Raw genomic sequence first — 22,946 nt, 5'->3', positions numbered from 1 at the left:
CCGCCGGACAGGTCCGTACGGGTGACCCGGGCAGGCATGACTCGTCGGTCGCCACGGCCTCGCGGGAGCTCAGCGGGCGGGAGTCTCCCGTACCGGGTGCTTGCTGAGGATCGAGACCCGGTTGAAGGCGTTGATGGTGATGGCCACCCAGATCACGGCCGAGATCTCGTCGTCGCCGAGCACCTCGCGGGCCGCCTCGTACGCCCGCTCCTGGGCGAGGGCCTCGGCGGGGTGCGTGGTGGCTTCGGCGAGGGCGAGGGCCGCGCGCTCGCGGGCGGTGAAGAGCTCGGTGTCCCGCCAGGCGGCCAGCACGCCCAGGCGCCGCGTGGTCTCGCCGGCGCGCAGCGCGGCGCGGGTGTGCACGTCGAGGCAGAACGCGCAGCCGTTGAGCTGGGAGACGCGCAGGTTCACCAACTCGATCAGGATCCGGTCGAGTCCGGCCTCGGCGGCCGTCGCGCGGACGGCGTCCGAGGTCTCCACGAGCGCGCGGTACGCGGCGGGGCTCTGCTTGTCGAGGTAGACCCGGCCGTTCGTCCTGCGGGCTGCCGTGACCTGCACGGTCTCGCTCACCTTGTGCTCCTCCGACTGTTGTCCTGGCTTGTGTTGTCGTGGCTTGCCATCGGGACTATGATCATCCATGATAGTTGAAATCGCAACTACATGGTGAAGAAGGGCCGGAGATGGATCATACGGAGATCGAGATCCTCACCGCCCGGGACGTCCCGCTGGGCGGACCGCGCGCGATGACCGTACGGCGCACCCTGCCGCAGCGGGCCCGTACGCTGATCGGCGCCTGGTGCTTCGCCGACCACTACGGCCCCGACCGGGTCTCGGAGTCCGGCGGCATGGACGTGGCCCCGCACCCGCACACCGGACTACAGACGGTCAGCTGGCTCTTCAGCGGTGAGATCGAGCACCGCGACAGCCTCGGCACGCACGCCTTCGTCCGGCCCGGCGAGATCAACCTCATGACCGGCGGGCACGGCATCAGCCACACCGAGGTCTCCACGCCCGGCACCACCGTGCTGCACGGCGTCCAGCTCTGGGTGGCGCTGCCCGACGAGCACCGCCACGCCCCGCGCGACTTCCAGCACCACGCCCCGAAGTCCTTCCGCGTCGACGGCGCCGAGATCCGGGTGTTCCTGGGCACGCTGGTCGGCGCGACCTCCCCCGTCCGGACCTTCACCCCGCTCCTCGGCGCCGAGATCCTGATCGACGCCGGAGCCACCGTCACCCTCGACGTCGACCCGGACTTCGAGCACGGCCTCCTCGTCGACGAGGGCGACGTCCGCCTCGACGGCACCGTGCTGCAGCCCGCCGAGCTGGGCTACACCGCCCCCGGCCGCGCCGCCCTCACCCTCACCAACGCCTCCGACCGTCCGGCCCGGACGGTCCTCCTGGGCGGCCCGCCCTTCGGAGAGGAGATCGTCATGTGGTGGAACTTCATCGGCCGCAGCCACCAGGACGTCGTCGAGGCACGGGAGGAATGGGAGCGGGCCTCCGACCGCTTCGGCCACGTCGACGGCTATCCCGGCGAGCGGCTGCCCGCCCCGGCCCTTCCGAACGCCGTCATCGCACCCCGCAAGAACCCCGCCCACCACTGACCCCCGTACCGAAAGGTCCGTCATCATGAGCGAGCAGGCCACCACCGCCCCCGTCGTCCGTCGCGTCGACGCCCGCCACCGCTACGAGATCCTCGTCGACGACAACCGCGCCGGCCTGACCGCCTACCGCGACCGCGACGACCGCCGGGTCTTCTTCCACACCGAGATCGACGACGCCTACGCGGGCCAGGGGCTCGCCTCGATCCTCGTCGAGCAGGCGCTGACCGACGTCCGCGCCGCCGGGATGCGAATCGTGCCCGTGTGCCCGTACGTGGCCAAGTTCCTGAAGAAGCACGACGAGTTCGCCGACATCACCGACCCGGTGACCCCCGAGGTGCTGTCCTGGCTCGACGCCCAGCTGGGGCGCTAGGGGCGCCGGCCGAGGCCCCCGGCAGCGGCCGCCGGGGCTCCGGCGGCCGCCTCCCGGCGGGCGGCGCGTACAGTGGGGGCCGGCGCGGCGTGATCACGAGGAGTATGTGTGACCGCGGTCAGCTTTGAGCACGCCACCGTCCCCGCCGACGCGGGCGAGGTGACGCTCCTGATAGCCCGCCGGGTGGAGCCCGGCCACGAAGCCGCCTTCGAGGTATGGGCGAAGGGCATCCTCGACACGGCGGCCACCTTCCCCGGCCACCTCGGATACGGGCTCTTCCGCTCCTCCGGCGGCGACGCCCCCTGGTTCCTCGTCCACCGCTTCCGGGACGCGGAGGCCTGCCGGATCTGGCAGGAGTCGCCCGAGCGGGCCGCCTGGTTCGCCGACTGCCAGGGACACCACCACACCGAGATCGCCCGCCGCAAGCTCACCGGCATGGAGACCTGGTTCGCCAAGCCGGGCTCGACCCGCCCCGCGCCGCCCCGCTGGAAGATGGCGATCAGCGCGACCCTGGCGATCTACCCGATCTCCGTGCTCGGCAGCCTCTTCCTCGTCCCCCACCTGACCGCGCTGCCGCTCCTGCTCAGCAGCGCGGTCGTCGCCGGTGTCTTCAACGTGCTCATGACGTACGTGGCGATGCCCGCCGTGAGCAGACTCCTGCGCGACTGGCTCACGCCGTGACACCCGGCGAGTGCCGGCGTCGCCGGCACTCGCCCGGGGGTCGGCACTCGCCGGGGGGCCGGAGCGGGACTACGGGGCGTCGAGCTGCGCCTTGCTGTGGGCGTAGAGCACGCGCTCGCACACGAGGTACAGGCACTTCGCCGACTGCCCGTCCTCGAGGGCATCGGCGTTCACCGCCGGGCCGTAGTGCTCGGACACCGACCACAGGCGCTGCGCGCCGCGCTCCCAGTAGAGGTCCTCGGCACCCGTGGCGGTCTTGATCGCGGAGCCGTTGGACACCAGCGCACCGCTGCTCCACCTGTACCGCAGCAGGTTGCCCGGATCGTTGTGACCGTTGCTCTGGTTGACGTACAGCTTGTCGCCCATCGCCAGCGCACCCTGGGCGCCACCGTCCGTCATCGGCAGGAAGTTGGCCCAGCCTTCGGCCGCCACCTCGCCGGAACGGTTCTCCAGCGACTTGACCGGGTACGAGGCGATCCGGCCGGGCGACATGAAGCCGCTCTCCGGACGGCAGTACTCACCCATCAGCAGCCGGTCCGGGGTCGTGCTGCGGTCGAGCGAGAGGTAGGACGCCTTCGGGGCGCCGGCGTCGACGCACTTGAACTCACCCAGGGGGTTGTCCTGCGGGGCCTTGAACTTCCAGGCCGCCACCTGCGGCATCACGTAGCGGTAGCCGAAGCTGTACCAGACGTTGTTCTGGCGGCCGACCTTGGTCTTGTCGTCGATGTCGGACGTGGTCTGCACCCCGTCGGTGTCCGCGCCCATCGCGTCACCGCCCTTGCCGTCCCCGTTGGGGTCCAGATCCATGATCTTCTCCATGTCGAAGATCCGGATGCCGTTCCGGGTGTCGGCGACGTAGAGGTAATGGCCGTACCAGACCATGCCGCCCGCGTGCAGGCCGTTCTGCATGTTCTTCGGGTCCGGCGCCGTGGAGCCCTCGGCGGAGTGCACGCCGTCGAAGGAGATGTGCTGGGAGTTGTTCACGTACGCCCAACCCAGCAGCACATGACGGTACTTCACCGTGCCGTCGGCGCGACGCTGCACGAAGGAGATCCGCACGCCCTTCTGGTTGCAGGCGTCGTTCGCCTCCAACTCGTCGGGGTTGCAGTCGCCGACCTCGTTGTCGTTGCTGTCGCGGCCCGGGTCCCAGTTGTCGTAGGACGCGTAGAGCTGGATGTTCGTGTCGTTGCCGACGCCGTACTGCTCACTGTCCGCGGCGTCCGAGACGCCGGTCATGGCCTGCGGGATCCACTCGCGCGAGGTCGAATCGTCGATCTCCAGGCACCACTTGAGGGCCGGAGGGGGCGCCGAACCGAACGGGTCGCGCGCGCACGACGAGGTGTTGATGTCGCGGTTGGCCTCGGAAAGGAGCTTCGACACGCCCGACTTGGGCAGGACGCCGTCGAGGCGGGCGACGCGATCGGCGGTCGTCCCGTTCATCGCGCCGGCCTGCAGAGTGAAGCCCGAGGGGTCGGCCGCCCCACCGGGGTCGGCCGCCGACGCCATGAGGCGCGGGGCATCGGGCACCCCGTCACCCACCGTCGCCCGCGGGTCCTGGCGCCACGATCCGGGCAGCGGCGAAGGAGGCGGAGGAGTCTTTGCGGCGTGAGCCGGAGCGCTCAGGCAGGTCAGCGCCAGCGTGGCCGCGGTGGCGACCGTCAGCCACACCCGGTGTATTCGGAAAGGGGACGTGCGCGAGGGCACGCGTGGGGACATGCCTGAGGACATGCGTGGGGACATGCGAATTGCCTCCGTTGTTGCTGCTGTTGCCGCTGATGCGGCGACAGCTGGATCGAACGAAGGCTTTCAGGACGCATGTACGGAAGCAAGTCTGACCGACAGTCAACTCCCTTCAGTTGAACGGGATGTGACACATTGCCCCGGAGTCCCTGATTCCGGGGCAACGTCCCAGGTCATGGGGTTATGGATGGCAGCCGGGAACCCGTGGCCCGGGACAGGGAACCGGTCCCGGCGGCGGCGTGCGGGCCGGGGGACTCAACCGAGGGCGCGGTCGAGGTTGAAGGCGGCGCTGATCAGCGAGAGGTGCGTGAACGCCTGCGGGAAGTTGCCGAGTTGCTCTCCGGTCCGGCCGATCTCCTCGGCATAGAGACCGAGGTGGTTGGCGTAGGTCAGCATCTTCTCGAAGGCCAGCCGGGCCTCCTCCAGGCGTCCGGCGCGGGTGAGCGCCTCGACGTACCAGAAGGAGCAGATCGAGAACGTGCCCTCGGAACCCCGCAGGCCGTCCGGGCTGGCCTCCGGGTCGTAGCGGTAGACAAGGGAGTCGGAGACCAGATCCGTGGTGAGCGCGTCGAGCGTCGCGAGCCACTTGGGGTCGGTGGGCGAGATGAACTTGGCCATCGGCATCATCAGCACGGCGGCGTCGAGCACGTCCTCGTCCAGCGCCTGGACGAACGCGCCGCGCTCGGCCGACCAGCCCTCGCGCATGATCTGCCGGTAGATCGCGTCCCGGCTCTGCCGCCAGCGCGGAAGGTCGGCCGGCAGACCGCGCCGGTTGGCCATCCGGATGCCCCGTTCGATCGCCACCCAGCACATCAGGCGCGAGTAGACGTAGTCCCTCCGGCCGCCCCGGGTCTCCCAGATGCCCTCGTCGGGCTGGTCCCAGTGGTCGCAGAGCCAGTCCACCACCGCGCCGACCTCGTCCCAGTGCCCACTGCTGATGGGCTGCCCCCACTTGTCGTACAGGTAGACGGAATCGATCAGCGCTCCGTAGATGTCCAGCTGGAGCTGCTTGGTGGCGGCGTTCCCCACCCGCACGGGAGCGGACCCCAGGTGCCCCTCGAGGTGAAGCAGCTCGGACTCGGGCAGGTCCCTGCGGCCGTCGATGCCGTACATGATCTGCAGCGGACCGGTGGGGCCGGGGCCCTGCATGATGCCCCGGTCGGAGAGGAAACCCATGAAGGCCTCGGCCTCGGAGGTGAAGCCCAGCCGGAGCATGGCGTAGACGCAGAAGGCGGCGTCGCGGACCCACACGTACCGGTAGTCCCAGTTGCGCTCGCCACCGACCTGCTCGGGCAGGCTGGTCGTCGGCGCGGCCACGATCGCGCCGGTCGGCGCGTAGGTGAGCAGCTTCAGCGCCAGCGCGGAGCGGTGCACCATCTCCCGCCAGCGGCCGCGGTAGCGCGATTGACCGAGCCAGTGGCTCCAGAACTTGACCGTGGCCTGGAACTGCTCCTCCGCCTCGGAGCGCGGGCAGGCCCGAGGGTGGACGTCGTCGGTGATCCGGTCGAGGGCGAACACCACGGACTCGCCCTCGAGGAGCTTGAATCGCGACCACACGTCGGTGCCGTCGCATTCGAGCGGCGCGGTGGCGGTCAGCGCCAGAGAGAGCGACGAGGACTCGAAGACGGCCTCTTGGGCCTGCGCGCGTACCGTGTGCGGCTCGGCGCCGTAGCCGAAGCGGGGGGCTATCCGCGCGCGGAACGGAAGGTTTCCGCGGACGCAGATGACACGCCGGATCAGCCGGTGCCGGGCCGCCTCGCGCGACTCGTGGACGATCGGCAGGAAGTCCTGGATCTCCGCCACGCCGTCCGCGGCGTAGAACCGGGTGATCAGCACGTTGGTGTCGGGGAAGTAGAACTGGCGCGTCCGGGCCGGCACGTCGGCGGCCAGCTCCCACGATCCGCCCCGGTCGGCGTCGAGGATGGACGCGAACACGCTCGGTGAGTCGAAGCGCGGACAGCAGTACCAGTCGATCGTGCCGTCGGTCCCCACGAGCGCGGCGGTGCGGAGATCACCGATCAGGCCGTGCTCGGAGATCGGCACGTAGCGTGAGCCGTCCGCCCGGACGGATCCGTTCCCGAATTCCATGCCGAGCCTCCCTACCGCTGCGGGCAGGTACGAGGATCGAGAAGACCCTGTCTTTCATGGTAGATCGTCCCGGGCCCTCGTCGTCAGGCGACGGCCGCGCCGCCGATCATCTCCTGGACCCCGCCCAGGAGCGCCGGATCCTGCCGCAGGATCCGCTCGTGGAGCGCGCGCAGGGCCGGCCCCGGATCCGCGCCCATCGTCTCCGCGATCCGTCGCCGGGCCTCCTCGTACGCGAGGAGGGCGTCGGAGGAGCGCCCGTTCCGGTACAGCGCCAGCATCAGCAGCGCAACCGGCCGCTCCCGCAGCGGATGCGCCGCCACCAGCCGTACGAGCTCATGGACGCACTCCTCGTACCGGCCCAGCGCGATCCCGCCCTCCAGGCGCGCCTCCAGGACGAGCATCCGCTTCTCCGCCCACCGGCGCCGCTCGGCCTCCAGATACGGCCCGGCCAGACCCTCCGCGTACTCGCCGCGCCACAGCGCCTCGGCCGCACCGGCCAGTTCTCCGGCGCGGCCGAGATCACCCAGGTCGCGTGCCGCGACGGCGGCCCGCACCAACTCCCGCCGGTCGTGCAGGTCGTCGATCCGGGCTCCGCACAGGCGGTACCCGCTCCCCGTCCACACCAGTTCGGTGACGGTGCCGGCGCCCGCGCCGTCATCGCGCAGGGCGCGGCGCAGCCCGGAGACGTACTTCTGGACGAGGTTTCGCACGTGTGCGGGCGGCTCGGCGCCCCAGACGGCGTCGACGAGACCCCCGAACGACATGGACTTCCCGTCGAGATGCAGGAGCACGGCGAGGACGGTCCGCTGCATCGGCGGCCCGAGCGGGAGTTCCTCCTGCCCGCGCAAGGCCCGCAAGGGACCGAGGAGTTCGAAGCGGATCGTGTGGGCGGCCATGCGCCGAGCCTAACCCCCGCCCCGGCCCGGGCCCCGAGTGGAGCCTTCCAGCGGATCTTCCAGCGGCGTTCCAGCGGGCGTTCCAGCGGCTGGTCAGCGCGCCGTCCGAGCCTGGTCCCATGCAGCAAGAACCGCCTACGATTCCCGGCCCCCTGGCCCGCCTCGGCGCCCTCGCCGTGCGCCGCAGCCGTGCCGTGCTCCTCACCGCCCTGCTCCTCTTCCTCGGTCTGGGCGCCTACGGCGCCGGCGCCCAGGCCGATCTCGACCTCGCCCGCTGGGACGCCCCCGGTACCGAGTCCGTCGAGGCAGCCCGAATGCTGCGCGAGGACTTCAGGACCGGCAACCCCAACCTGGCCCTCCTCGTCACCGCCCGGCGCGGCGACGTCGACGCCCCGGCCGCCGACCGGGCCGCACGCGCCCTCGTCGCCGAGGTCGCCGCCCTGCCCCACGTCACCGACACCCACGCGTACTGGGACGACCGAAGCCCCGCGCTGCGGTCCGAGGACGGCCGCCGTGGCCTGATCCTCGCCCGCCTCGAAGGCACCGCCACCGCGACCCGCGCCCAACTCGCCGCACTCTCCCCGCTCCTGACCCGCACCACACCCGAACTCACCGTCCGGGTCGGCGGACAGGAGGAGATCTCCCGCCAGGTCGGCGAGCAGGCCCGCACCGACTTCCTCACCGCCGAGGCACTCGTCCTGCCCGCCGTCGTCCTGCTGCTGATCCTCGTCTACCGTCGTACCGCGGCCGCGCTGATCACGGTCGGCACCGGGCTGCTCGCCGTCGTCGGCACGCTCGCCGGACTGCGCCTCCTGGCGCAGTTCACCCAGGTCTCCACGTTCGCCGCCAACATCGCGCTCGTGCTGGGGATAGGTCTGGGCATCGACTACAGCCTCTTCGTCATCACCCGCTACCGCGAGGAACGCATCGCCGGCCACGCCCAGCCCGAGGCCGTCGTCCGGGCGACCGCGGCGGCCGGGCGGACCGTGATCTTCAGCGGCGTCACCGTCGCCGTGTCGCTCTCCGCGCTGCTCGTCTTCCCGTTCTTCTTCCTCAGCTCCTTCGCCTACGCGGGCATCCTCGTCGTCCTGACGGCGGTCGGCGGCGCCGTCCTCGTCCTGCCCGCCGCTCTCGCCCGGTGGGGCCACCGCATGGAACGCGCCACCCCACCCGCGGCGAGCGGACTGTGGCACCGGATCGTTCTGCGTGCCCTGCGTCGCCCCGCGCTGAGCGGCGCCGCGGTCCTCGGCGTCCTGCTGCTCGCCGCCTCACCCGTGCTCGGCCTGCGGTTCGGGCTGCCCGACGAGCGCACGCTGCCGGCCGGTGCTTCGTCCCGTACGGTCTCCGAGACCGTCCACCGGGAGTTCGCCGCCGAACCGACCGACACCGTCCAGGTCGTCGTCCCCGCGCCGGTGGACCGGCGCGCGGTCGCCGCGTACGCCGCCGAACTCGCTCGCGTTCCGGGGGTCTTCCGCGTCGAGCCGCCCGAGTACGGGAAGAGTGGCGCGGCCCTGCTCGCCGTCGTCCCCACGCAGGAGGCGATGTACGGAGACGTCCCGGCGTTCGTCGAACGCATCCGCACCACGGACGGTCCGCCGGGGAGCCCGGACGTGCTGGTCGGTGGCTACCCCGCCGAGACCACCGACTTCCGCACCACCCTCCTCGACCGGCTGCCGCTCGTGGTCATCCTGATTCTGGCCTCGACCTTCGTCATCCTGTTCCTTCTCACCGGCAGCGTGCTGCTGCCCGCCAAGGCGACGGTGCTGAACCTGCTCAGCCTGTCCGTGATGTTCGGATGCCTGGTGTACGTCTTCCAGGACGGCCACTTCGCCACAGTGCTCGGGTTCACGCCCACGGGCTCCATCGAACCGAGCATTCCCGTGCTGATGTTCTGCGTCGTCTACGGCCTGTCCATGGACTACGAGGTGTTCCTGCTGGCCCGGATCAAGGAGGAGTACGAGCGCACCGGCGACACCGAGCGGGCCGTCGTGACCGGCATCCGTCGCAGCGCCCCGCTGATCACGGCCGCCGCCGGCATCCTCGCCCTGAGCTTCGCCGCGTACGCGACCGGCGGCGTCGTCTTCCTCAAGGAACTCGGCGTCGGCACCGCGCTCGCGGTCCTGGTCGACGCCACGCTCATCCGCGTCGTCCTCCTGCCGGTGACCATGCGGCTCGCGGGCCGCGCCAACTGGTGGGCACCGGGGCCGCTGCGCCGCGCCCACCGCCGCTTCGGCCTGAGCGAGACGCCACGGGGCGCGCCGGCGTGACCCGCGGCGTTCACATGCTCGACATGCCACGTCCGGCCGCAGGTTTGAGCGGCGCTCTATTCATAACGGGTCTAGCCCAAAGGGGCCGGCGGTGTCGTCACCTCGGTGTCGTCACCGTCGGCCCCGCACACCGGAAGGACCTCCATGGATCGCAGATCCCTCCTCACCTCCGCTGCCGCCGGCGCGGTGACCTCGGTCACCGTCGTTCGGACGCCGGCGGTCGCCGCTCCCGCGGCCGGGCCGGCGGCCGGACGGCCCGTCACCGCGTTCAACGTCATCAGCGACATCCAGGGCGACCTCGGCGACCTCGGAGTGGCGCTGAAGGACATGGCCGTCACCAATCCGCGCAGCGCCGGGATCGCCATCGCGGGTGACATCACCCCGCGCGGCTACGACGCCGAGTACGCCGCGGTCAAGGCGGAGTTCGGGAGGCACAGCCACCCGGAGACGGTCGCGTGGGCCATCGGCAACCACGAGTTCTACGTACCCAAGTGGAGCAGCCCCACCACGCTGTCCCAGGCGACCTGGCCCAACGGCACCACCGAGGACTCGCTCTTCCGCAGCTTCTACAACTTCGCGGGACGCAACAAGGTCTACGCCGAGCACTCGTTCGGCGGCATCCCGGTGCTGAGCATCGGCACCGAGAAGTACATGCACTACCACGACCCCACGCTGTGGGACGAAGTCTGGCTCAGCGACGAGCAGTTCGCCTGGCTGGAGGACCGCCTGGCGCACTGGGCACGGCTGCGCAGGCCCGTCATGGTGATCACCCACCACCCGCTGCCCAACACCGTCTCCGGCACCCGCAACAAGCTGTACATGCGGGACTACCTGCAGGCGGAACGACTCTTGGGCATACTCGGACGCCACCGCGACGTGTTCCTGTTCAGCGGGCACACGCACTGGGACCTCGGCCTGTCCGACTGGTACGCGCGCAGAGTCGTCCCGGGCACCGCCAATCTCGACGGCTTCTCCGTGATCAACACGGGCGCGGTCCAGACCGGTTACACCGACAACGGCCAGGGTGGAGAGGCCTCGGTCCCGGGCACGTTCAACCAGGGCCTGCAGGTCGAGGTGTTCCGTCACAGCGTCGTGATCAAGGCGCGCGACTTCGCGGCCGGGACGTGGCTGAAGCAGATCACGGTCCCGCTGTCGACCACCATGTGACCCGCCACCGCCCACGGTAGGCAGCCGTCGCGGGTCACCCCGGTCAGGCGACGGGACGGGAGACGAAGGCGCGTTCCAGCAGGGCGTGCAGGCGGTCCCGGTCCTCGGCGCTGAGACTGTCGAGGCCCTCCTGCGTGACGTGCATCTTCGCGCGGATAGCGTCGGTGACACGCTCGCCCTCGGCCGTGAGGACCAGGTTCTTGACCCGTCGGTCGGACGCACTGGCCTCGCGGCGCACGAGGCCGCGCTTCTCCAGCCGGTCGATGATCCCAGTCACGTTGGAGGCGTCGCAGGCCAGGTTCTGGGCCAGGGCGCGCATGGCGGCCGGTCCCCGGCGCAGCACGGTCAGGGCCCTGCCCTGGCTCGCCGTGAGGTTCTCACTCGCCGCCGCGACCGTGAAGTCGCCGTAGTAGGCGCCGAGCGACATCGAGAGCACCTCCATGAGCTGGGCCGTGCCGACGTGGGGTGCTTCTGCCATGCGAGCCACTGTACCCGGAGAAACTTGACTATCTCAAATATCTACCTCTACCGTCCTGTCACTGCTTGACGTTCTCAAGCATCAAGGTTGTCAAGTAGCTACGAGGAGCGTTCCCGTGACCGTCACCGCGTCCCCCGCCTCCCGCGCGGCCGAGATCCTGTCCCGGCCCGTCGCGCTGAACGGCCTGACCGTCCCGAACCGCATCGTGATGGCGCCGATGACGCGCATGTTCTCCCCCGGCGGCGTTCCCGGCGAGGACGTGCGGTCCTACTACGCCCGCCGCGCGGCCGCCGGCGTCGGCCTGATCGTCACCGAGGGGACCTACGTCGGCCACGAGTCCGCCGGGCAGAGCGATCGTGTGCCGCGGTTCCACGGCGAGGAGCAGCTGGCGGGGTGGGCGAAGGTCGCCGAGGCCGTGCACGCGGAGGGCGGCACGATCGTCCCGCAGCTGTGGCACATCGGCATGGTGCGCAACCAGGGCGACGCACCCTACGCCGACGCCCCCGCGGTCGGCCCCTCCGGCATCCGCGTCGACGGCACCGAGGGTGCCGGCAAGGCGATGACCCAGCGCGACCTGGACGACGTCATCGGCGCCTTCGCCGAGGCCGCCGCGGCCGCCGAGCGCATCGGCTTCGACGGCGTCGAGCTGCACGGTGCCCACGGCTACCTCCTCGACCAGTTCCTCTGGACGCGGACGAACCGCCGCACGGATGCCTACGGCGGCGACTCCGTGGCCCGCACGCGGTTCGCGGCCGAGATCGTGGCCGCGGTCCGCGCAGCCGTCTCGCCCGACTTCCCGGTGATCTTCCGCTACTCCCAGTGGAAGCAGGAGGCCTACGACGCGAGGCTCGCCGAGACCCCGCAGGAGCTGGAGGCGATCCTGACGCCGCTCGCCGCAGCGGGCGTCGACGCCTTCCACGCCTCCACCCGCCGCTACTGGCTCCCGGAGTTCGAGGGTTCGGACCTGAACCTGGCCGGCTGGACCAAGAAGCTCACCGGCAGGCCCACCATCACGGTGGGCTCGGTCGGCCTCGACGGCGACTTCATCCACGCCTTCGCGGGCAAGGGCGCCGAGCTCGGCAGCCTCGACAACCTCCTCGACCGCCTGGAACGCGACGAGTTCGACCTGGTCGCCGTCGGCCGCGCCCTGCTCCAGGACCCGGAGTGGGCGTCCAAGGTCCTCGCGGGGCGGACCGACGAGCTGAAGCCGTACGACGCCGCGGCCATGCGGACGCTGAGCTAGGACACCTGGACGTGGGCGTCGCATCGGGCGCCGCCCACGTCGGCGCAGGCGCCGTCAGCCGCGCGACAGGAGCGCCGGGGCCAGCTCTCGCCACTGCGGCACCGGGAGCACCGCCGGATCGGCGGTCAGAACCTGCAGGCAGACGTGGTCGGCGCCGGCGTCGAGATGACGCCGGACGCGTTCGCGCACCGCGTCGACGTCGCCGTAGGCCGTGATGGCGTCGACCAGTCGCCTGCTCGGGCCGCCGATGATGTCGTCGTCGCCGAAGCCGAGGCGACGCACGTTCACCTCCTGGTGGGGTGCCGAGGAGACGTACCCCGCGACGTGCGCCGTGGCCAGTTCACGGGCCCGCGCGCGGTCGGTGTCCAGGACCACGGCCTGCTCGACGCCGAGGAAGGCGTCCGGGCCCATGATCTCGCGGGCCCGGGCAGTGTGTTCGGCGGACACGAAGTACGAGTGGGCGCCCCAGGTGCGTTCGCCGGCGAGCCGCAGCATCTTCGGACCCAGTGCGGCCAGTACCCGGCGCGGCGTCGGGTCGGGCACGGGGCCGTGGGCCGGGACCGCGTCCATCGCGTCCAGGTATCCGCCCATGGTGGTCACCGCCCTGCCCCGGGCCGGCATCGGGTAGCCGTCGAGATGGTGGACCGTGTCGTCCACCCGGTGTCCGCCCAGTCCCAGCAGATAGCGGCCGGGGAACGCCTCCCCGAGGGTTCGCTCCGCGGTCGCCATGGCGATCGGGTCCCGGAAGGCGATGTTGGCGATCCCCGAGGCGACCACGATGCGCCGGGTCGCCGACAGCAGCAGCCAGCCCTGCCCCACGGTGTCGCGTCCGAACGCCTCCCCGTACCAGATGGCTCCGTAGCCCAACTCCTCGACCTCCGCCGCGGCTTCGCGGACCCGCCCGGCACTCTGCCCTTCGAAGGCGAAGGTCCAGATCCCGACCCGGCCCAGCTCACCCCGTGCGTCACGCGTCATCACATGCCCCCTGGACGAACGTACCGGAGAACCTCTCCGGTATCACTCCGGTACGATACGGAGAAGCTCTCCGCTTGGCTACCCCGGCCCGCCGCGACGCGAGCGGTGGGAGAGGAGGACACGATGACGCCCGCACACAGCCGGCCCGGGCCCGAGGCGCCGCGCCGCTCGGACGCACGCCGCAACCGCGAGCGCCTGGTCGACGCCGCCCGCGCGGTCTTCACCGAGTCCGGCCCCGAGGCGTCGCTGAACGAGATCGCCCAGCGCGCGGGCGTCGGGCCCGGCACCCTCTACCGGAACTTCCCCAACCGCCAGACCCTGCTGGCGGCGGTGCTCAGGGACCGGATCGACACGCTCTGCGGGCATGCCGAGCGGCTGCTGACCGCCGACTCCCCCGACCGGGCACTCGCCGAGTGGCTCCGGGCCTTCCTGGAGCACGCCCGGGTCAACCAAGGCCTGGGCGGTTCGCTCCTGCTCGACGAACCGGAGACGCTGGGTCTGGACTGCCACCGGCGGATCGAGGACGCGGCCGCCGCCCTCCTCGTCCGGGCTCAGCGCTCGGGAACGGCCCGGGGCGATCTGGCCCCCGATGACCTCGTGCAACTGGTGGTGGGAATCGCGCTGGCCACGGTGCGCGTCGAGGACGCCGCCCAGCCCGGCCGACTGCTCGAACTGGCCCTGGACGCGGTGCACGCGGCGCCTCGTCCCGCCTGAACATCGGACGGGACGGCGGCGGATCTAGGACCCGCGGATGCGGCGCCAGAAGCCGCGGCGCTCCTCCTGGGGCGGGACGCTCCCGGGGGGACGGACCTCCAGCGACCAGTCGCCCGCACCTTGGACGACCGCCACGAGCAGCGGCCCCTCCGGGAGCTCTCGCGCGTCCCTCGGGCTCCGGCCGGACTCGTACGCCAGCGTGACCGGGTACCTGGTGGGGGCACCGGGGCGACGGGGCTCGTACCCCTCTACACGCACGGACCCGGTTGTCTCCGTCGGACTCAAACGGGAGACCAACTCGCCGGCGGGACCCGTGTGGAGCAGCACCTCGGAGCCCCGGCCGGTGGCCGCCTCGCCGAGCACGCGCACCGTGCTCACGGGCCGGATCACGATCGTCCACTCGTCGCTGTCGTCGCAGCTGACGCGGAAGCGCAGCGGGTACAGGCTGTCGCACCACATCGCCCGCCGCTCGAACCGGTGGGACGTGCTCCAGTCCCCGAGGTCGACGGCCTCCCTGCCGTTCCAGTCGATGGAGTCCAGGTCGAAGTGGCCCTTGCCCGTCCTGGCGAAGTCGACCAGGACGTAACCCGGCGGCGGGGTCGTGTCCATGGCGAACTTGGCGCTGCCCCGCCCGCTGTACACGATGTCGTCGAACTCCCCACCGAGGATCCCGGCGGCGGCGACCGCCTCGGGCGACGGGGTCGGCGAGGGAACCACCGAAATCGCTCCGGGCCGCCGGGACGGAGCCTCGGGCGAGCTCTGGGTCGAGCGCCGGGACGGGGCCTCGGACCGGGCCTCGGACTGGGCCTCGGACTGGGCCTGGGCGGAGGCATGCGGTGCATGCGGGCCCCGGCCGTGCGCCTGAGCCTCGCCCTCCGTCGGTCCCGAGCCGCCGCCGTGCCCCTGGCCCAGGGCCGAACCCGAGCCCTGCCCCCACTCCGTATCAGCAGCCGGCCCAGAGGACTTGCCCACGGCCCCGCGTGGAAGCTCCACCGGCCCCGGCGCGGCCGGGCCCGCAACCTTGCCCACGGCCCCGTGCGGAAGCTCCACCGGCCCCGGCCCGCCCGGGGCCGGAGTCGGCACCGAGATGCCGAAGTCCTCCGCCAGCGCCACGAGCCCCGCGTCATAGCCCTCGCCCATCGCGCGGAACTTCCAGCCACCGTCGCGCCGGTAGTACTCGCCGAGAACGAGCGCCGACTCGGTGGTCGCGTCGTCGATCTCGTACAGGGCGAGTTGCTCTCCGGTCACGGCGCTCAGCGTCCGCACCGACAGGCCGGGCACCTGTCCGAGCGTGCCGTTCCGGCCGACGGCAACGATCACGATGCGCCGGACGTCCGATCCGACACGCTCGGTGTCGAGGTCCAGCCGATCGACGGAGCGGTCGTCCACTGCGCCGGCCCGTTCGAGGACGATGTGTTGGACGGCCTTGCCGGCGGCGTCCAGGAGCAGCGCGAAGACCGCCACCTCCGGCACCCCCTCGCCGGCCGCCTGCCGGCCGACCTCGATCCGCCACTCCTGCCCGGGGACCGGCAGGTTCTCCCCCTTGATCATCTGCGTCACCGCGTCATGCTGGCACGCCGCTCCCAGTCCGGTCCACGCCCCGGTGCGGCAATACGGAAACGCCCAGGTCGTCCCGCACCTGCTTGAGATCGTCCGGATCCCACCGGTGGTTCACCGGTGCGCGCACGCTCCCCTGCGTCGATAATTGCGCCGTGACGCGCCTTCGCACACCTGCTCTGACCTGCGAAGACTCAGCTCAGCGGCTTGCCTGCCAGTCTCACCAGGAGGTACCCATGAGGATGCTGATCAACGTCCCCGAGACCGTCGTCGCCGATGCCCTGCGGGGGATGGCCGCCGCTCATCCCGAACTGGCCGTCGACGTGGAGAACCAGGTGGTGATGCGGCGGGACGCGCCCGTGGAGGGAAAGGTCGCGCTGGTGTCGGGAGGCGGGTCCGGGCACGAGCCGCTGCACGGCGGGTTCGTGGGGCCGGGGATGCTCGCCGCCGCGTGCCCCGGGGCGATTTTTACGTCGCCCGTGCCTGACCAGATGGTGCGGGCAGCCGCCGCGGTGGACAGCGGGTCCGGGGTGTTGTTCGTCGTCAAGAACTACACCGGTGACGTGTTGAACTTCGAGATGGCCGCCGAACTCGCCGAGGACGAGGGCGTCCAGGTCGCCAAGGTGCTCGTGGACGACGACGTCGCGGTGACGGACAGCCTGTACACGGCGGGCCGGCGTGGCACGGGCGCGACGCTGTTCGTGGAGAAGATCGCCGGAGCCGCCGCCGAGGAGGGGCAGCCGCTGGAGCGGGTCGAGGCGATCGCGCGTCAGGTGAACGCGAGTTCGCGCAGCTTCGGCGTGGCGCTGAGCGCCTGCACGACCCCCGCGAAAGGCAGTCCCACCTTCGATCTGCCGCCGGGCGAGCTCGAGTTGGGGATCGGCATCCACGGCGAGCCGGGGCGCGAGCGGCGCGCCATGATGACCTCCCGGGAGATCGCCGACGTCGCCGTCGACGCCGTCCTGGAGGACCTGCGACCGGACGGCCCCGTCCTCGTACTCGTCAACGGCATGGGTGCCACCCCGCTCCTCGAGCTGTACGGGTTCAACGCCGAGGTCCAGCGGGTGCTCGCCGAACGCGGGGTTCCGGTCGCCCGGACGCTCGTCGGCAGCTACGTGACCTCGCTGGACATGGCAGGCTGCTCGGTGACCCTGTGCCGGCTGGACGAGGAACTGCTGCGGCTGTGGGACGCACCGGTGGAGACGCCCGCCCTGCGCTGGGGCCGGTGAGGAGGGGAGTGCCCGACGTGACCTCGTACGATGCCGAACTCGACGCCCTGTTCTTCCGACGCTGGCTCACCGCCGCCGCTGACGCCGTGGACCGCGAGGCCGGCCGGCTCACCGAGCTGGACTCCGCGATCGGCGACGCCGACCACGGCGTGAATCTGCAGCGCGGCTTCGCCGCCGTCACGGCCGTGCTGGAGAAGGAGGAACCGGCCACCCCGGGCGCAGTCCTCGTACTGGCCGGGCGGCAGCTGATCTCCACGGTGGGCGGCGCCTCCGGTCCGCTGTACGGGACGCTGCTGCGGCGTACCGGGAAGGAACTCGGCGACGAGCCGGCGGTGGGCCGGCAGCGGCTCGCCGAAGCGCTGGGTGCCGGGGTGGCGGCGGTCGCGCAGCTCGGCGGGGCGAAGGCCGGGGACAAGACGATGCTCGACGCGCTGCTGCCCGCCGTCGCGGCGCTGGCCGAGTCCTTCGGGGCGGCCCGGGACGCCGCCGGGCAGGGCGCCCTGGACACCGTGCCGCTGCAGGCGCGCAAGGGCCGCGCCAGCTATCTCGGCGAGCGCAGCATCGGGCACCAGGACCCGGGGGCGACGTCCTCGGCCCTGCTGATCGGCGCCCTGGCGGAGGTGGCCGCGTGACGGGCGATCACTCCGCGAACCGGGTCGGGATCGTGCTCGTCTCGCACAGCGCCGCCGTCGCCGACTCCGTGGCCGAACTGGCCCGGGGACTCGCCGGCGGCGGCCCGTACGCAGCGCTCGCCGCCGCCGGCGGTACTCCCGACGGCGGCCTCGGCACCAGCTCCGAGCTGATCGCGGAGGCGGCGCGGGCGGTGGACGAGGGCGCCGGGGTGGCGCTCCTCGTCGACCTCGGCAGCGCTGTACTGACGGTGAAGGCAATGCTCGCGGAGGGTGACGAACTGCCCCCGGACGCACGGCTCGTGGACGCCCCGTTCGTCGAGGGGGCCGTCGCCGCGCTCGTCACGGCGAGCGCCGGCGGGGACCTGGACGCGGTGACCGCGGCGGCGTCGGAGGCGTACGGCTACCGCAAGGAGTGACCCGCGTACGGGAGCGGGCGGACGACGTGGGGCACCGGCCGGACGACACCGCCGAAACCCGGCCATGTTGTGATGCGCCTGGTCAACGCACTAATGTCGCAGGGCCTTGGTGTACGGGAAACCGGTGAAGTACCGGTGCGGCCCTCGCCACTGTGATCGGGAGGTCCGGCTCCATCCCTCGCGGGAAGCCACTGGACCGCTGCGGAGAACCGCTGCGGTGTGGGAAGGCGGAGTCCGGGCGGCATGACCGTCAGCCAGGAGACCGGCCAAGGTGCGTTGTCCATCCACGAGGTGCTGGAGAGGGTCTCCCAACCATGCATATAGCCGAGGGGTACCTGCCCCCCTTGCACGCGGCGGCGTGGGGTGCGGCGTCCGCCCCCTTCGTCGTCCACGGCGTCCGTGCCCTGACCCGTGAGGTCAAGGCGCATCCCGAGTCGACCCTGCTGCTGGGTGCCTCCGGCGCCTTCACGTTCGTCCTGTCCGCACTCAAGCTGCCGTCCGTCACGGGAAGTTGTTCGCACCCCACCGGCACCGGGCTCGGCGCGATCCTGTTCCGGCCGCCGATCATGGCGGTGCTCGGCACGATCACGCTGCTGTTCCAGGCCCTGCTGCTCGCCCACGGCGGGCTGACCACACTGGGCGCGAACGTCTTCTCGATGGCGATCGCCGGGCCGTGGGCGGGGTACGGGGTCTACCGGCTGCTGCGGCGCTTCGACGTGCCTCTGATGGTGACCGTGTTCTTCGGCGCGTTCTTCGCCGACCTGACGACGTACTGCGTCACCAGCGTCCAGCTCGCGCTGGCGTTCCCCGACCAGGGCACCGGATTCCTCGGAGCGCTCGCGAAGTTCGGGTCCATCTTCGCCGTCACGCAGATCCCGCTCGCCGTCAGCGAGGGGCTGCTGACCGTGCTGGTCATGCGGCTCCTGATCCAGTCCAGCAAGGGTGAACTGACTCGGCTCGGCGTCCTGCTGCGGGGCGGAACCGACGGCGGGAAGGCGACGACGAAGGAGGCCGTGGTCCGGTGATGAGTCGTAACGCGAAGATCAACACGTTGCTGCTGCTCACGGTGGCGGCGCTCGCCGTCCTGCCGCTGGTGCTGGGCCTCGGCGACCACAAGGAGCAGCCGTTCGCGGGGTCGGACGGGGAGGCCGAGGCGGCGATCACCGAGCTGGAACCGGACTACGAGCCCTGGTTCAGCCCGCTGTACGAGCCTCCGTCGGGCGAGGTCGAGTCCGCGCTGTTCTCACTGCAGGCGGCGATGGGCGCAGGGGTGCTCGCGTACTACTTCGGCCTGCGGAAGGGGCGGAAGCAGGGGGAGGCGAGGGCGCTGGCCGCTTCGGCGACGCGGGACGGGGCCGCGGGTTCGGGTGCGGACGGGGACGCGGGTGTGGATGGGGACGCGGGCGGGGGCGTGGACGACGACGCGCGCGCGAACGCGGCCACGGACGTACCCGCCGCCGGGGCTTCGGGGACGTCCGCGGAGGGGCCGTCGCGGCGGCCGTCCGCCGACGGGCTGTCGCGGCCCGCTGCCGACACCGCCTCCCGGCCGTCCGCCGACGGGCCGTCGGCTCCCCCCGCCGACGGGGCCTCGACGCCGTCCACCCGCCGGCCCTCGGCGCCGTCCACCGGCGACGCGTAGCCGCCGCCCGTGCTGCCGATCGACGCGGCCGCGCACAGCAGTCGCTGGCGCCGCCGCCATCCTCTCGACAAGGCCGTGCTCGGCTTCGGTCTCACGCTCTGCGCCGTGTGCCTGCCGCCGTGGCCCGGCGCGCTGCTGGTCGCCGCCACGACGCTGACCGTGCTGCTCGGCCCTGCCGGGGTGCCGCCCCGTCAGCTGTGGCGGGCGTTCCGGATCCCGCTGGGGTTCTGCGTGACGGGCGCGGTGCCGCTGCTGTTCCAGGTGGGCGGGCCGGGCTCGTTCGTGGCCCTGGCCCCGGACGGCCCGGTGCACGCGGGCGAGTTGCTGCTGCGTACCTCGGCGGCCTCGCTGGGCGTGCTGCTGTTCGCGTTCACCACACCGGTCTCGGACGTGCTGCCCCGGCTGGTCGGGGCGGGCGTGCCCGCGCCGGTCGTGGACGTGGCCCTCGTGATGTACCGGATCAGCTTCCTGCTCCTGGACGCGGTCTCCCGGATCCGGCAGGCGCAGGCGGCCCGGCTCGGCCTGACCACCCGGGCCGCGACCTGGCGTTCGCTGGCCGGCCTCGGCGCGACCGCGTTCGTACGCGCCTTCGACCGGGCTCAGCGGCTGCAGACCGGTCTCGCCGGGCGCGGCTACGACGGCACGCTGCGGGTCCTGGTGCCGCAAGCCGCGGTCTCGCGCCGGTTCCTCGCGGCGACGGCGGCCCTGCTGACCGGACTGGTCGCCCTCACTCTCGTACTGGAAAGGTCCCTCCCGTGACACCCGCAGCCAACCCCTCAGCGCCCCCTCCGCCCCCGGTCGTCGAGCTCGTGCGGGCGGGGTTCGCGTACGAGGACGGTCCGCCGGTCTTCGACGGGATCGACTTCGCCGTGCCGGACGGGCGTGCGATGGCGCTCCTGGGCCGCAACGGAAGCGGAAAGACGACCCTGATGCGCCTGCTGAGCGGCGGCCTGCAGGTCGCCCGCGGCGCGCTGCGGCTGGCCGGCGAGGACGTGTCGTACGACCGCAAGGGGCTGACCCGGCTGCGCACGACGGTGCAGTTGGTGGTGCAGGACCCGGACGACCAGCTGTTCGCCGCGTCGGTCGGTCAGGACGTGTCGTTCGGGCCGTTGAACCTGGGCCTGCCGGAGGACGAGGTACGGCTGCGGGTCCGCGAAGCGTTGGAGGCGCTGGACATCACGGCGCTGGAGGACCGGCCGACGCACCTGCTCTCGTACGGGCAGCGCAAGCGGGCGGCGATCGCCGGCGCGGTGGCGATGCGTCCGCGTGTGCTGATCATGGACGAGCCGACGGCGGGACTCGACCCGCACGGGCAGGAACGACTCCTCGAGATCCTGGGCCGGCTACGGGATGGGGGCACGACGGTGGTGATGGCGACGCACGACGTGGACCTGGCGCTGCGCTGGGCGGACGACGCCGCGGTGCTCTCCCCCGCCGGCCTGCGCACGGGCCCGGTCGAGGAGCTGCTCGCCGACGACGCCCTGCTGGCCGCGGCGCGCCTGCGCCGCCCCTGGGGCATGGCCGTGACCCGCCTGCTGCGAGAGCGCGACCTGCTCCCGGACGGCGTACCCGGCCCGCGCACGGCGGAGGAGCTGGACGCGTGGGCGGCGCGGGAGTCCCCCACCGCCTGAAGCAGCGGAAGCTGCCACGGCCTCCTCAGTCGTCGGCCGCGACCAGCACCGTCACCCGCCCCGCCTTCCGATCGACGGCCACGAACTCGTGGAACTCCCCGTGCACCCCGCCCCAGTCGTGGAAGTCCTCCTCGCCGAGCCCACTGAGCCGGTAGACGCGGTCCGCCGCGACCCACCGGTCGATCGCCTCCCTCCGCAGCTCCGCCGCCAGTCCGGCGGGGACGGTCTCGTACTGGTTCGCCCACTCCCACAGCGACCGCGCGGCCTCGTCCGCGCCCACGTGCTCGTACGCCTCGGGCGTGACGCGACTCAGCCAGTACGGCCCATGCCGCGTCCCGTCCGACGTGACTCCCCCGCCCGCGTAGTCGTCCCGGAACTGCTCGTGCCCGATGAGCGCGGCCAGCAGGGCTCGGTCTGCCAGCGCCGCCGCAGGCATCCGCAGCCGCTTGACGTCGACCCACCGATACCCATGCGCGGAAGCGCTTGCGAAGGGGTGGTCCCGGAAGTTGATGAAGGCGCTGCCTTCGTGGGTGAGTACGTCCCGCATGACCCCAGATCCGTTCCGTCAGACGCCGGAGGCCAAGCGGCTCGCCGCCCGGTCCCACGGCTGTGGTTCGGCCACATCGTCCCTGTCGAAGGCGTCCTCCTCGAACCAACCTGCTCCCGCGAGCCAGGTCTCCAGCCACGCGGCCAGACCGGCGGAGTCGAGAAACCAACACTCGTCCCACGACCCGCCGCTGTACGGATTCGGCTCGAAGAGCAGGACCTGGCCGTCCTCACTGAGGCAGTCGACGCCGGCATACATGGCACAGCCCCAGGTCAGAATCGGCAGAACGCCTTCGGGCCACTCCGGGTGCTCCGCTCCGACGGACGCCTCACGTCGCGCGAGGTATTCGCCGACGACACTCGAACCCGGGCCGAGCAACGGCAACAGCCGGTAGTCGGGGCCGAAACCACCATCAGCGACCTCGCGGTAGAGGCGGGCCAGCAGCGGATGCAGCGCAAAGCCCAGTCGCCCCTCGGCCTCCGCTATCTGCCCGTCGCCGACGGGCGCGGGAAGCTGCTCGTTCTCCGATACGGCCCGGGCGGCAACGCGTTGCACGAGGTCATCAACGGTGGTCATGACCGTGATGCTGACAGAGCCCACTGACAAGTCGACCAACAGTGCTGCGCAGGCCAGGCGTCACGCCGCACGGCAGGCGTCGCATGTGTGGCTGTCGATCGCTGCCGCCAGGCCCCGGGTCGCCGCTCGTACCGCCGGGTCCCTGTCGCTGGTCAGCAGGTCCACGGCGCCGCCGCCGCTGAGCACGGATCGGTGAGCTGCGTGTTGCACGTCGATGTGTTGACTGCCGTGTTCGAGGATCGCCTGCAGCAGTGCGATCACTTCGGGTCGGGTGGCCACGGATTCGGTCACGGCGAGATCCCACAGGAAGGGCACCGCGGCAACCGTCGCGTCGAAGACGGCCAGGTCACCGAGCCACAGCCCGAGATCACACAACGCATCGGCACTCGTCGTGGCGTCGCCCCAGGCCACCCGCGACAGTCGGCCCGGAACGTCTTCTGCGGATCCGTAGGCATGAGTCAGCTCGTGCCACCGAACGCGGCTCATGCCCTTGAGA

Annotated in this window: 23 protein-coding genes, 1 pseudogene and 1 riboswitch; of the genes and pseudogenes, 14 read left to right on the top strand and 10 right to left on the bottom strand. The window is 71.8% G+C overall.

The features are described from left to right. Positions 1–69: 69 nt before the first annotated feature. Complete coding sequence (locus tag R2D22_RS33710) at positions 70–570, bottom strand: carboxymuconolactone decarboxylase family protein (RefSeq protein WP_411977108.1); 501 nt, start codon at positions 568–570, stop codon at positions 70–72. Between the two features lie 110 nt (positions 571–680). Between R2D22_RS33710 and R2D22_RS33705 the strand changes: the two genes are divergently transcribed. The 3 genes from R2D22_RS33705 (at position 681) to R2D22_RS33695 (ending at position 2,655) form a co-directional block, all read left to right on the top strand. Continuing rightward, positions 681–1,604 (top strand): pirin family protein, encoded by a 924-nt coding sequence (locus R2D22_RS33705; protein ID WP_318108960.1) that lies wholly within the window; start codon positions 681–683, stop codon positions 1,602–1,604. Between the two features lie 25 nt (positions 1,605–1,629). Beyond that, positions 1,630–1,974, top strand: a complete 345-nt coding sequence (locus R2D22_RS33700) for a GNAT family N-acetyltransferase (RefSeq protein ID WP_318108959.1) — start codon at positions 1,630–1,632, stop codon at positions 1,972–1,974. Positions 1,975–2,082: 108 nt separating this feature from the next. Then, the gene (locus R2D22_RS33695; RefSeq protein ID WP_318108957.1) at positions 2,083–2,655 is read left to right on the top strand and encodes an antibiotic biosynthesis monooxygenase; all 573 of its coding nucleotides are present in this window, start codon (positions 2,083–2,085) and stop codon (positions 2,653–2,655) included. Between the two features lie 69 nt (positions 2,656–2,724). On the opposite strand, the gene R2D22_RS33690 is transcribed toward R2D22_RS33695, so the two are convergent. The 3 genes from R2D22_RS33690 to R2D22_RS33680 form a co-directional block, all read right to left on the bottom strand. Then, positions 2,725–4,182 carry a hypothetical protein gene (locus R2D22_RS33690; protein WP_318108955.1) on the bottom strand — a complete coding sequence of 486 codons (1,458 nt, stop codon included), beginning with the start codon at positions 4,180–4,182 and terminating at the stop codon, positions 2,725–2,727. Between the two features lie 468 nt (positions 4,183–4,650). After that, positions 4,651–6,483: a glycoside hydrolase family 15 protein gene (locus R2D22_RS33685; RefSeq protein ID WP_318108953.1), complete on the bottom strand. Its 1,833-nt coding sequence runs from the start codon at positions 6,481–6,483 to the stop codon at positions 4,651–4,653. Positions 6,484–6,566: 83 nt separating this feature from the next. Further along, positions 6,567–7,379, bottom strand: a complete 813-nt coding sequence (locus tag R2D22_RS33680; protein WP_318108951.1) for an AfsR/SARP family transcriptional regulator — start codon at positions 7,377–7,379, stop codon at positions 6,567–6,569. A gap of 119 nt (positions 7,380–7,498) precedes the next feature. Between R2D22_RS33680 and R2D22_RS33675 the strand changes: the two genes are divergently transcribed. Next, the gene (locus R2D22_RS33675; RefSeq protein WP_318108950.1) at positions 7,499–9,646 is read left to right on the top strand and encodes an MMPL family transporter; all 2,148 of its coding nucleotides are present in this window, start codon (positions 7,499–7,501) and stop codon (positions 9,644–9,646) included. Between the two features lie 144 nt (positions 9,647–9,790). Beyond that, entirely contained in the window at positions 9,791–10,813 is a 1,023-nt protein-coding gene (locus R2D22_RS33670) for a metallophosphoesterase family protein (RefSeq protein ID WP_318108948.1), read from the top strand. A 43-nt stretch (positions 10,814–10,856) separates the two neighbouring features. Here the strand turns inward: R2D22_RS33670 and R2D22_RS33665 are convergent, their stop codons facing one another. After that, positions 10,857–11,291 carry a MarR family transcriptional regulator gene (locus R2D22_RS33665; protein ID WP_475638841.1) on the bottom strand — a complete coding sequence of 145 codons (435 nt, stop codon included), beginning with the start codon at positions 11,289–11,291 and terminating at the stop codon, positions 10,857–10,859. 115 nt (positions 11,292–11,406) lie between these two features. On the opposite strand from R2D22_RS33665, the gene R2D22_RS33660 reads away from it, so the two are divergent. Further along, complete coding sequence (locus R2D22_RS33660; RefSeq protein ID WP_318108946.1) at positions 11,407–12,534, top strand: NADH:flavin oxidoreductase; 1,128 nt, start codon at positions 11,407–11,409, stop codon at positions 12,532–12,534. Between the two features lie 54 nt (positions 12,535–12,588). Here the strand turns inward: R2D22_RS33660 and R2D22_RS33655 are convergent, their stop codons facing one another. Continuing rightward, positions 12,589–13,509 carry a TIGR03620 family F420-dependent LLM class oxidoreductase gene (locus tag R2D22_RS33655; protein WP_318108945.1) on the bottom strand — a complete coding sequence of 307 codons (921 nt, stop codon included), beginning with the start codon at positions 13,507–13,509 and terminating at the stop codon, positions 12,589–12,591. Positions 13,510–13,632: 123 nt separating this feature from the next. On the opposite strand from R2D22_RS33655, the gene R2D22_RS33650 reads away from it, so the two are divergent. After that, positions 13,633–14,223 carry a TetR/AcrR family transcriptional regulator gene (locus tag R2D22_RS33650; protein WP_318108943.1) on the top strand — a complete coding sequence of 197 codons (591 nt, stop codon included), beginning with the start codon at positions 13,633–13,635 and terminating at the stop codon, positions 14,221–14,223. Between the two features lie 24 nt (positions 14,224–14,247). On the opposite strand, the gene R2D22_RS33645 is transcribed toward R2D22_RS33650, so the two are convergent. Beyond that, positions 14,248–15,774: a TerD family protein gene (locus tag R2D22_RS33645; protein WP_318110138.1), complete on the bottom strand. Its 1,527-nt coding sequence runs from the start codon at positions 15,772–15,774 to the stop codon at positions 14,248–14,250. Between the two features lie 242 nt (positions 15,775–16,016). Here R2D22_RS33645 and dhaK point away from each other — a divergent pair, with 242 nt between their 5' ends. The 7 genes and pseudogenes from dhaK to R2D22_RS33610 all read left to right on the top strand — a co-directional run bounded on the left by dhaK (position 16,017) and on the right by R2D22_RS33610 (position 21,327). Further along, positions 16,017–17,009 (top strand): dihydroxyacetone kinase subunit DhaK, encoded by a 993-nt coding sequence (gene dhaK, locus R2D22_RS33640; RefSeq protein WP_318108941.1) that lies wholly within the window; start codon positions 16,017–16,019, stop codon positions 17,007–17,009. A gap of 8 nt (positions 17,010–17,017) precedes the next feature. Beyond that, positions 17,018–17,641: a dihydroxyacetone kinase subunit DhaL gene (dhaL, locus tag R2D22_RS33635; protein ID WP_318108940.1), complete on the top strand. Its 624-nt coding sequence runs from the start codon at positions 17,018–17,020 to the stop codon at positions 17,639–17,641. Further along, entirely contained in the window at positions 17,638–18,057 is a 420-nt protein-coding gene (locus tag R2D22_RS33630; RefSeq protein WP_318108938.1) for a PTS-dependent dihydroxyacetone kinase phosphotransferase subunit DhaM, read from the top strand. The genes dhaL and R2D22_RS33630 overlap by 4 nt, the downstream gene beginning before the upstream one ends. A gap of 90 nt (positions 18,058–18,147) precedes the next feature. Beyond that, positions 18,148–18,342: riboswitch (cobalamin riboswitch) on the top strand. Positions 18,343–18,371: 29 nt separating this feature from the next. Then, on the top strand, positions 18,372–19,082 hold the full coding sequence (locus R2D22_RS33625) for an energy-coupling factor ABC transporter permease (protein ID WP_318108937.1): 711 nt from the start codon (positions 18,372–18,374) through the stop codon (positions 19,080–19,082). After that, positions 19,082–19,438 (top strand): annotated as a pseudogene (locus tag R2D22_RS33620) (energy-coupling factor ABC transporter substrate-binding protein); the annotation flags it as partial. The gene R2D22_RS33625 and the pseudogene R2D22_RS33620, both read left to right, overlap by 1 nt. Before the next feature lie 267 nt (positions 19,439–19,705). After that, complete coding sequence (gene cbiQ / locus R2D22_RS33615; protein WP_318108936.1) at positions 19,706–20,455, top strand: cobalt ECF transporter T component CbiQ; 750 nt, start codon at positions 19,706–19,708, stop codon at positions 20,453–20,455. Next, positions 20,452–21,327 (top strand): ATP-binding cassette domain-containing protein, encoded by an 876-nt coding sequence (locus R2D22_RS33610; protein WP_318108934.1) that lies wholly within the window; start codon positions 20,452–20,454, stop codon positions 21,325–21,327. The genes cbiQ and R2D22_RS33610 overlap by 4 nt, the downstream gene beginning before the upstream one ends. Positions 21,328–21,352: 25 nt before the next feature. Here R2D22_RS33610 and R2D22_RS33605 read toward each other — a convergent pair whose 3' ends face one another. From R2D22_RS33605 to R2D22_RS33595, 3 genes are read right to left on the bottom strand one after another with little or no spacing between them, the layout of a single operon-like run. Continuing rightward, a complete protein-coding gene (locus R2D22_RS33605; RefSeq protein WP_318108932.1) occupies positions 21,353–21,874 on the bottom strand; it encodes a hypothetical protein in 522 nt (173 codons plus the stop codon). An 18-nt stretch (positions 21,875–21,892) separates the two neighbouring features. Further along, positions 21,893–22,450, bottom strand: coding sequence for an SMI1/KNR4 family protein (locus tag R2D22_RS33600; RefSeq protein ID WP_318108931.1), 558 nt, complete (start codon positions 22,448–22,450; stop codon positions 21,893–21,895). 60 nt (positions 22,451–22,510) lie between these two features. Continuing rightward, positions 22,511–22,936: a hypothetical protein gene (locus R2D22_RS33595; RefSeq protein ID WP_318108929.1), complete on the bottom strand. Its 426-nt coding sequence runs from the start codon at positions 22,934–22,936 to the stop codon at positions 22,511–22,513. Positions 22,937–22,946 lie beyond the last annotated feature (10 nt).

Source organism: Streptomyces sp. HUAS YS2 (assembly GCF_033343995.1).
Taxonomy (GTDB): Bacteria; Actinomycetota; Actinomycetes; order Streptomycetales; family Streptomycetaceae; genus Streptomyces; species Streptomyces solicathayae.
This window is presented reverse-complemented; position numbering and strand designations above follow the sequence as displayed.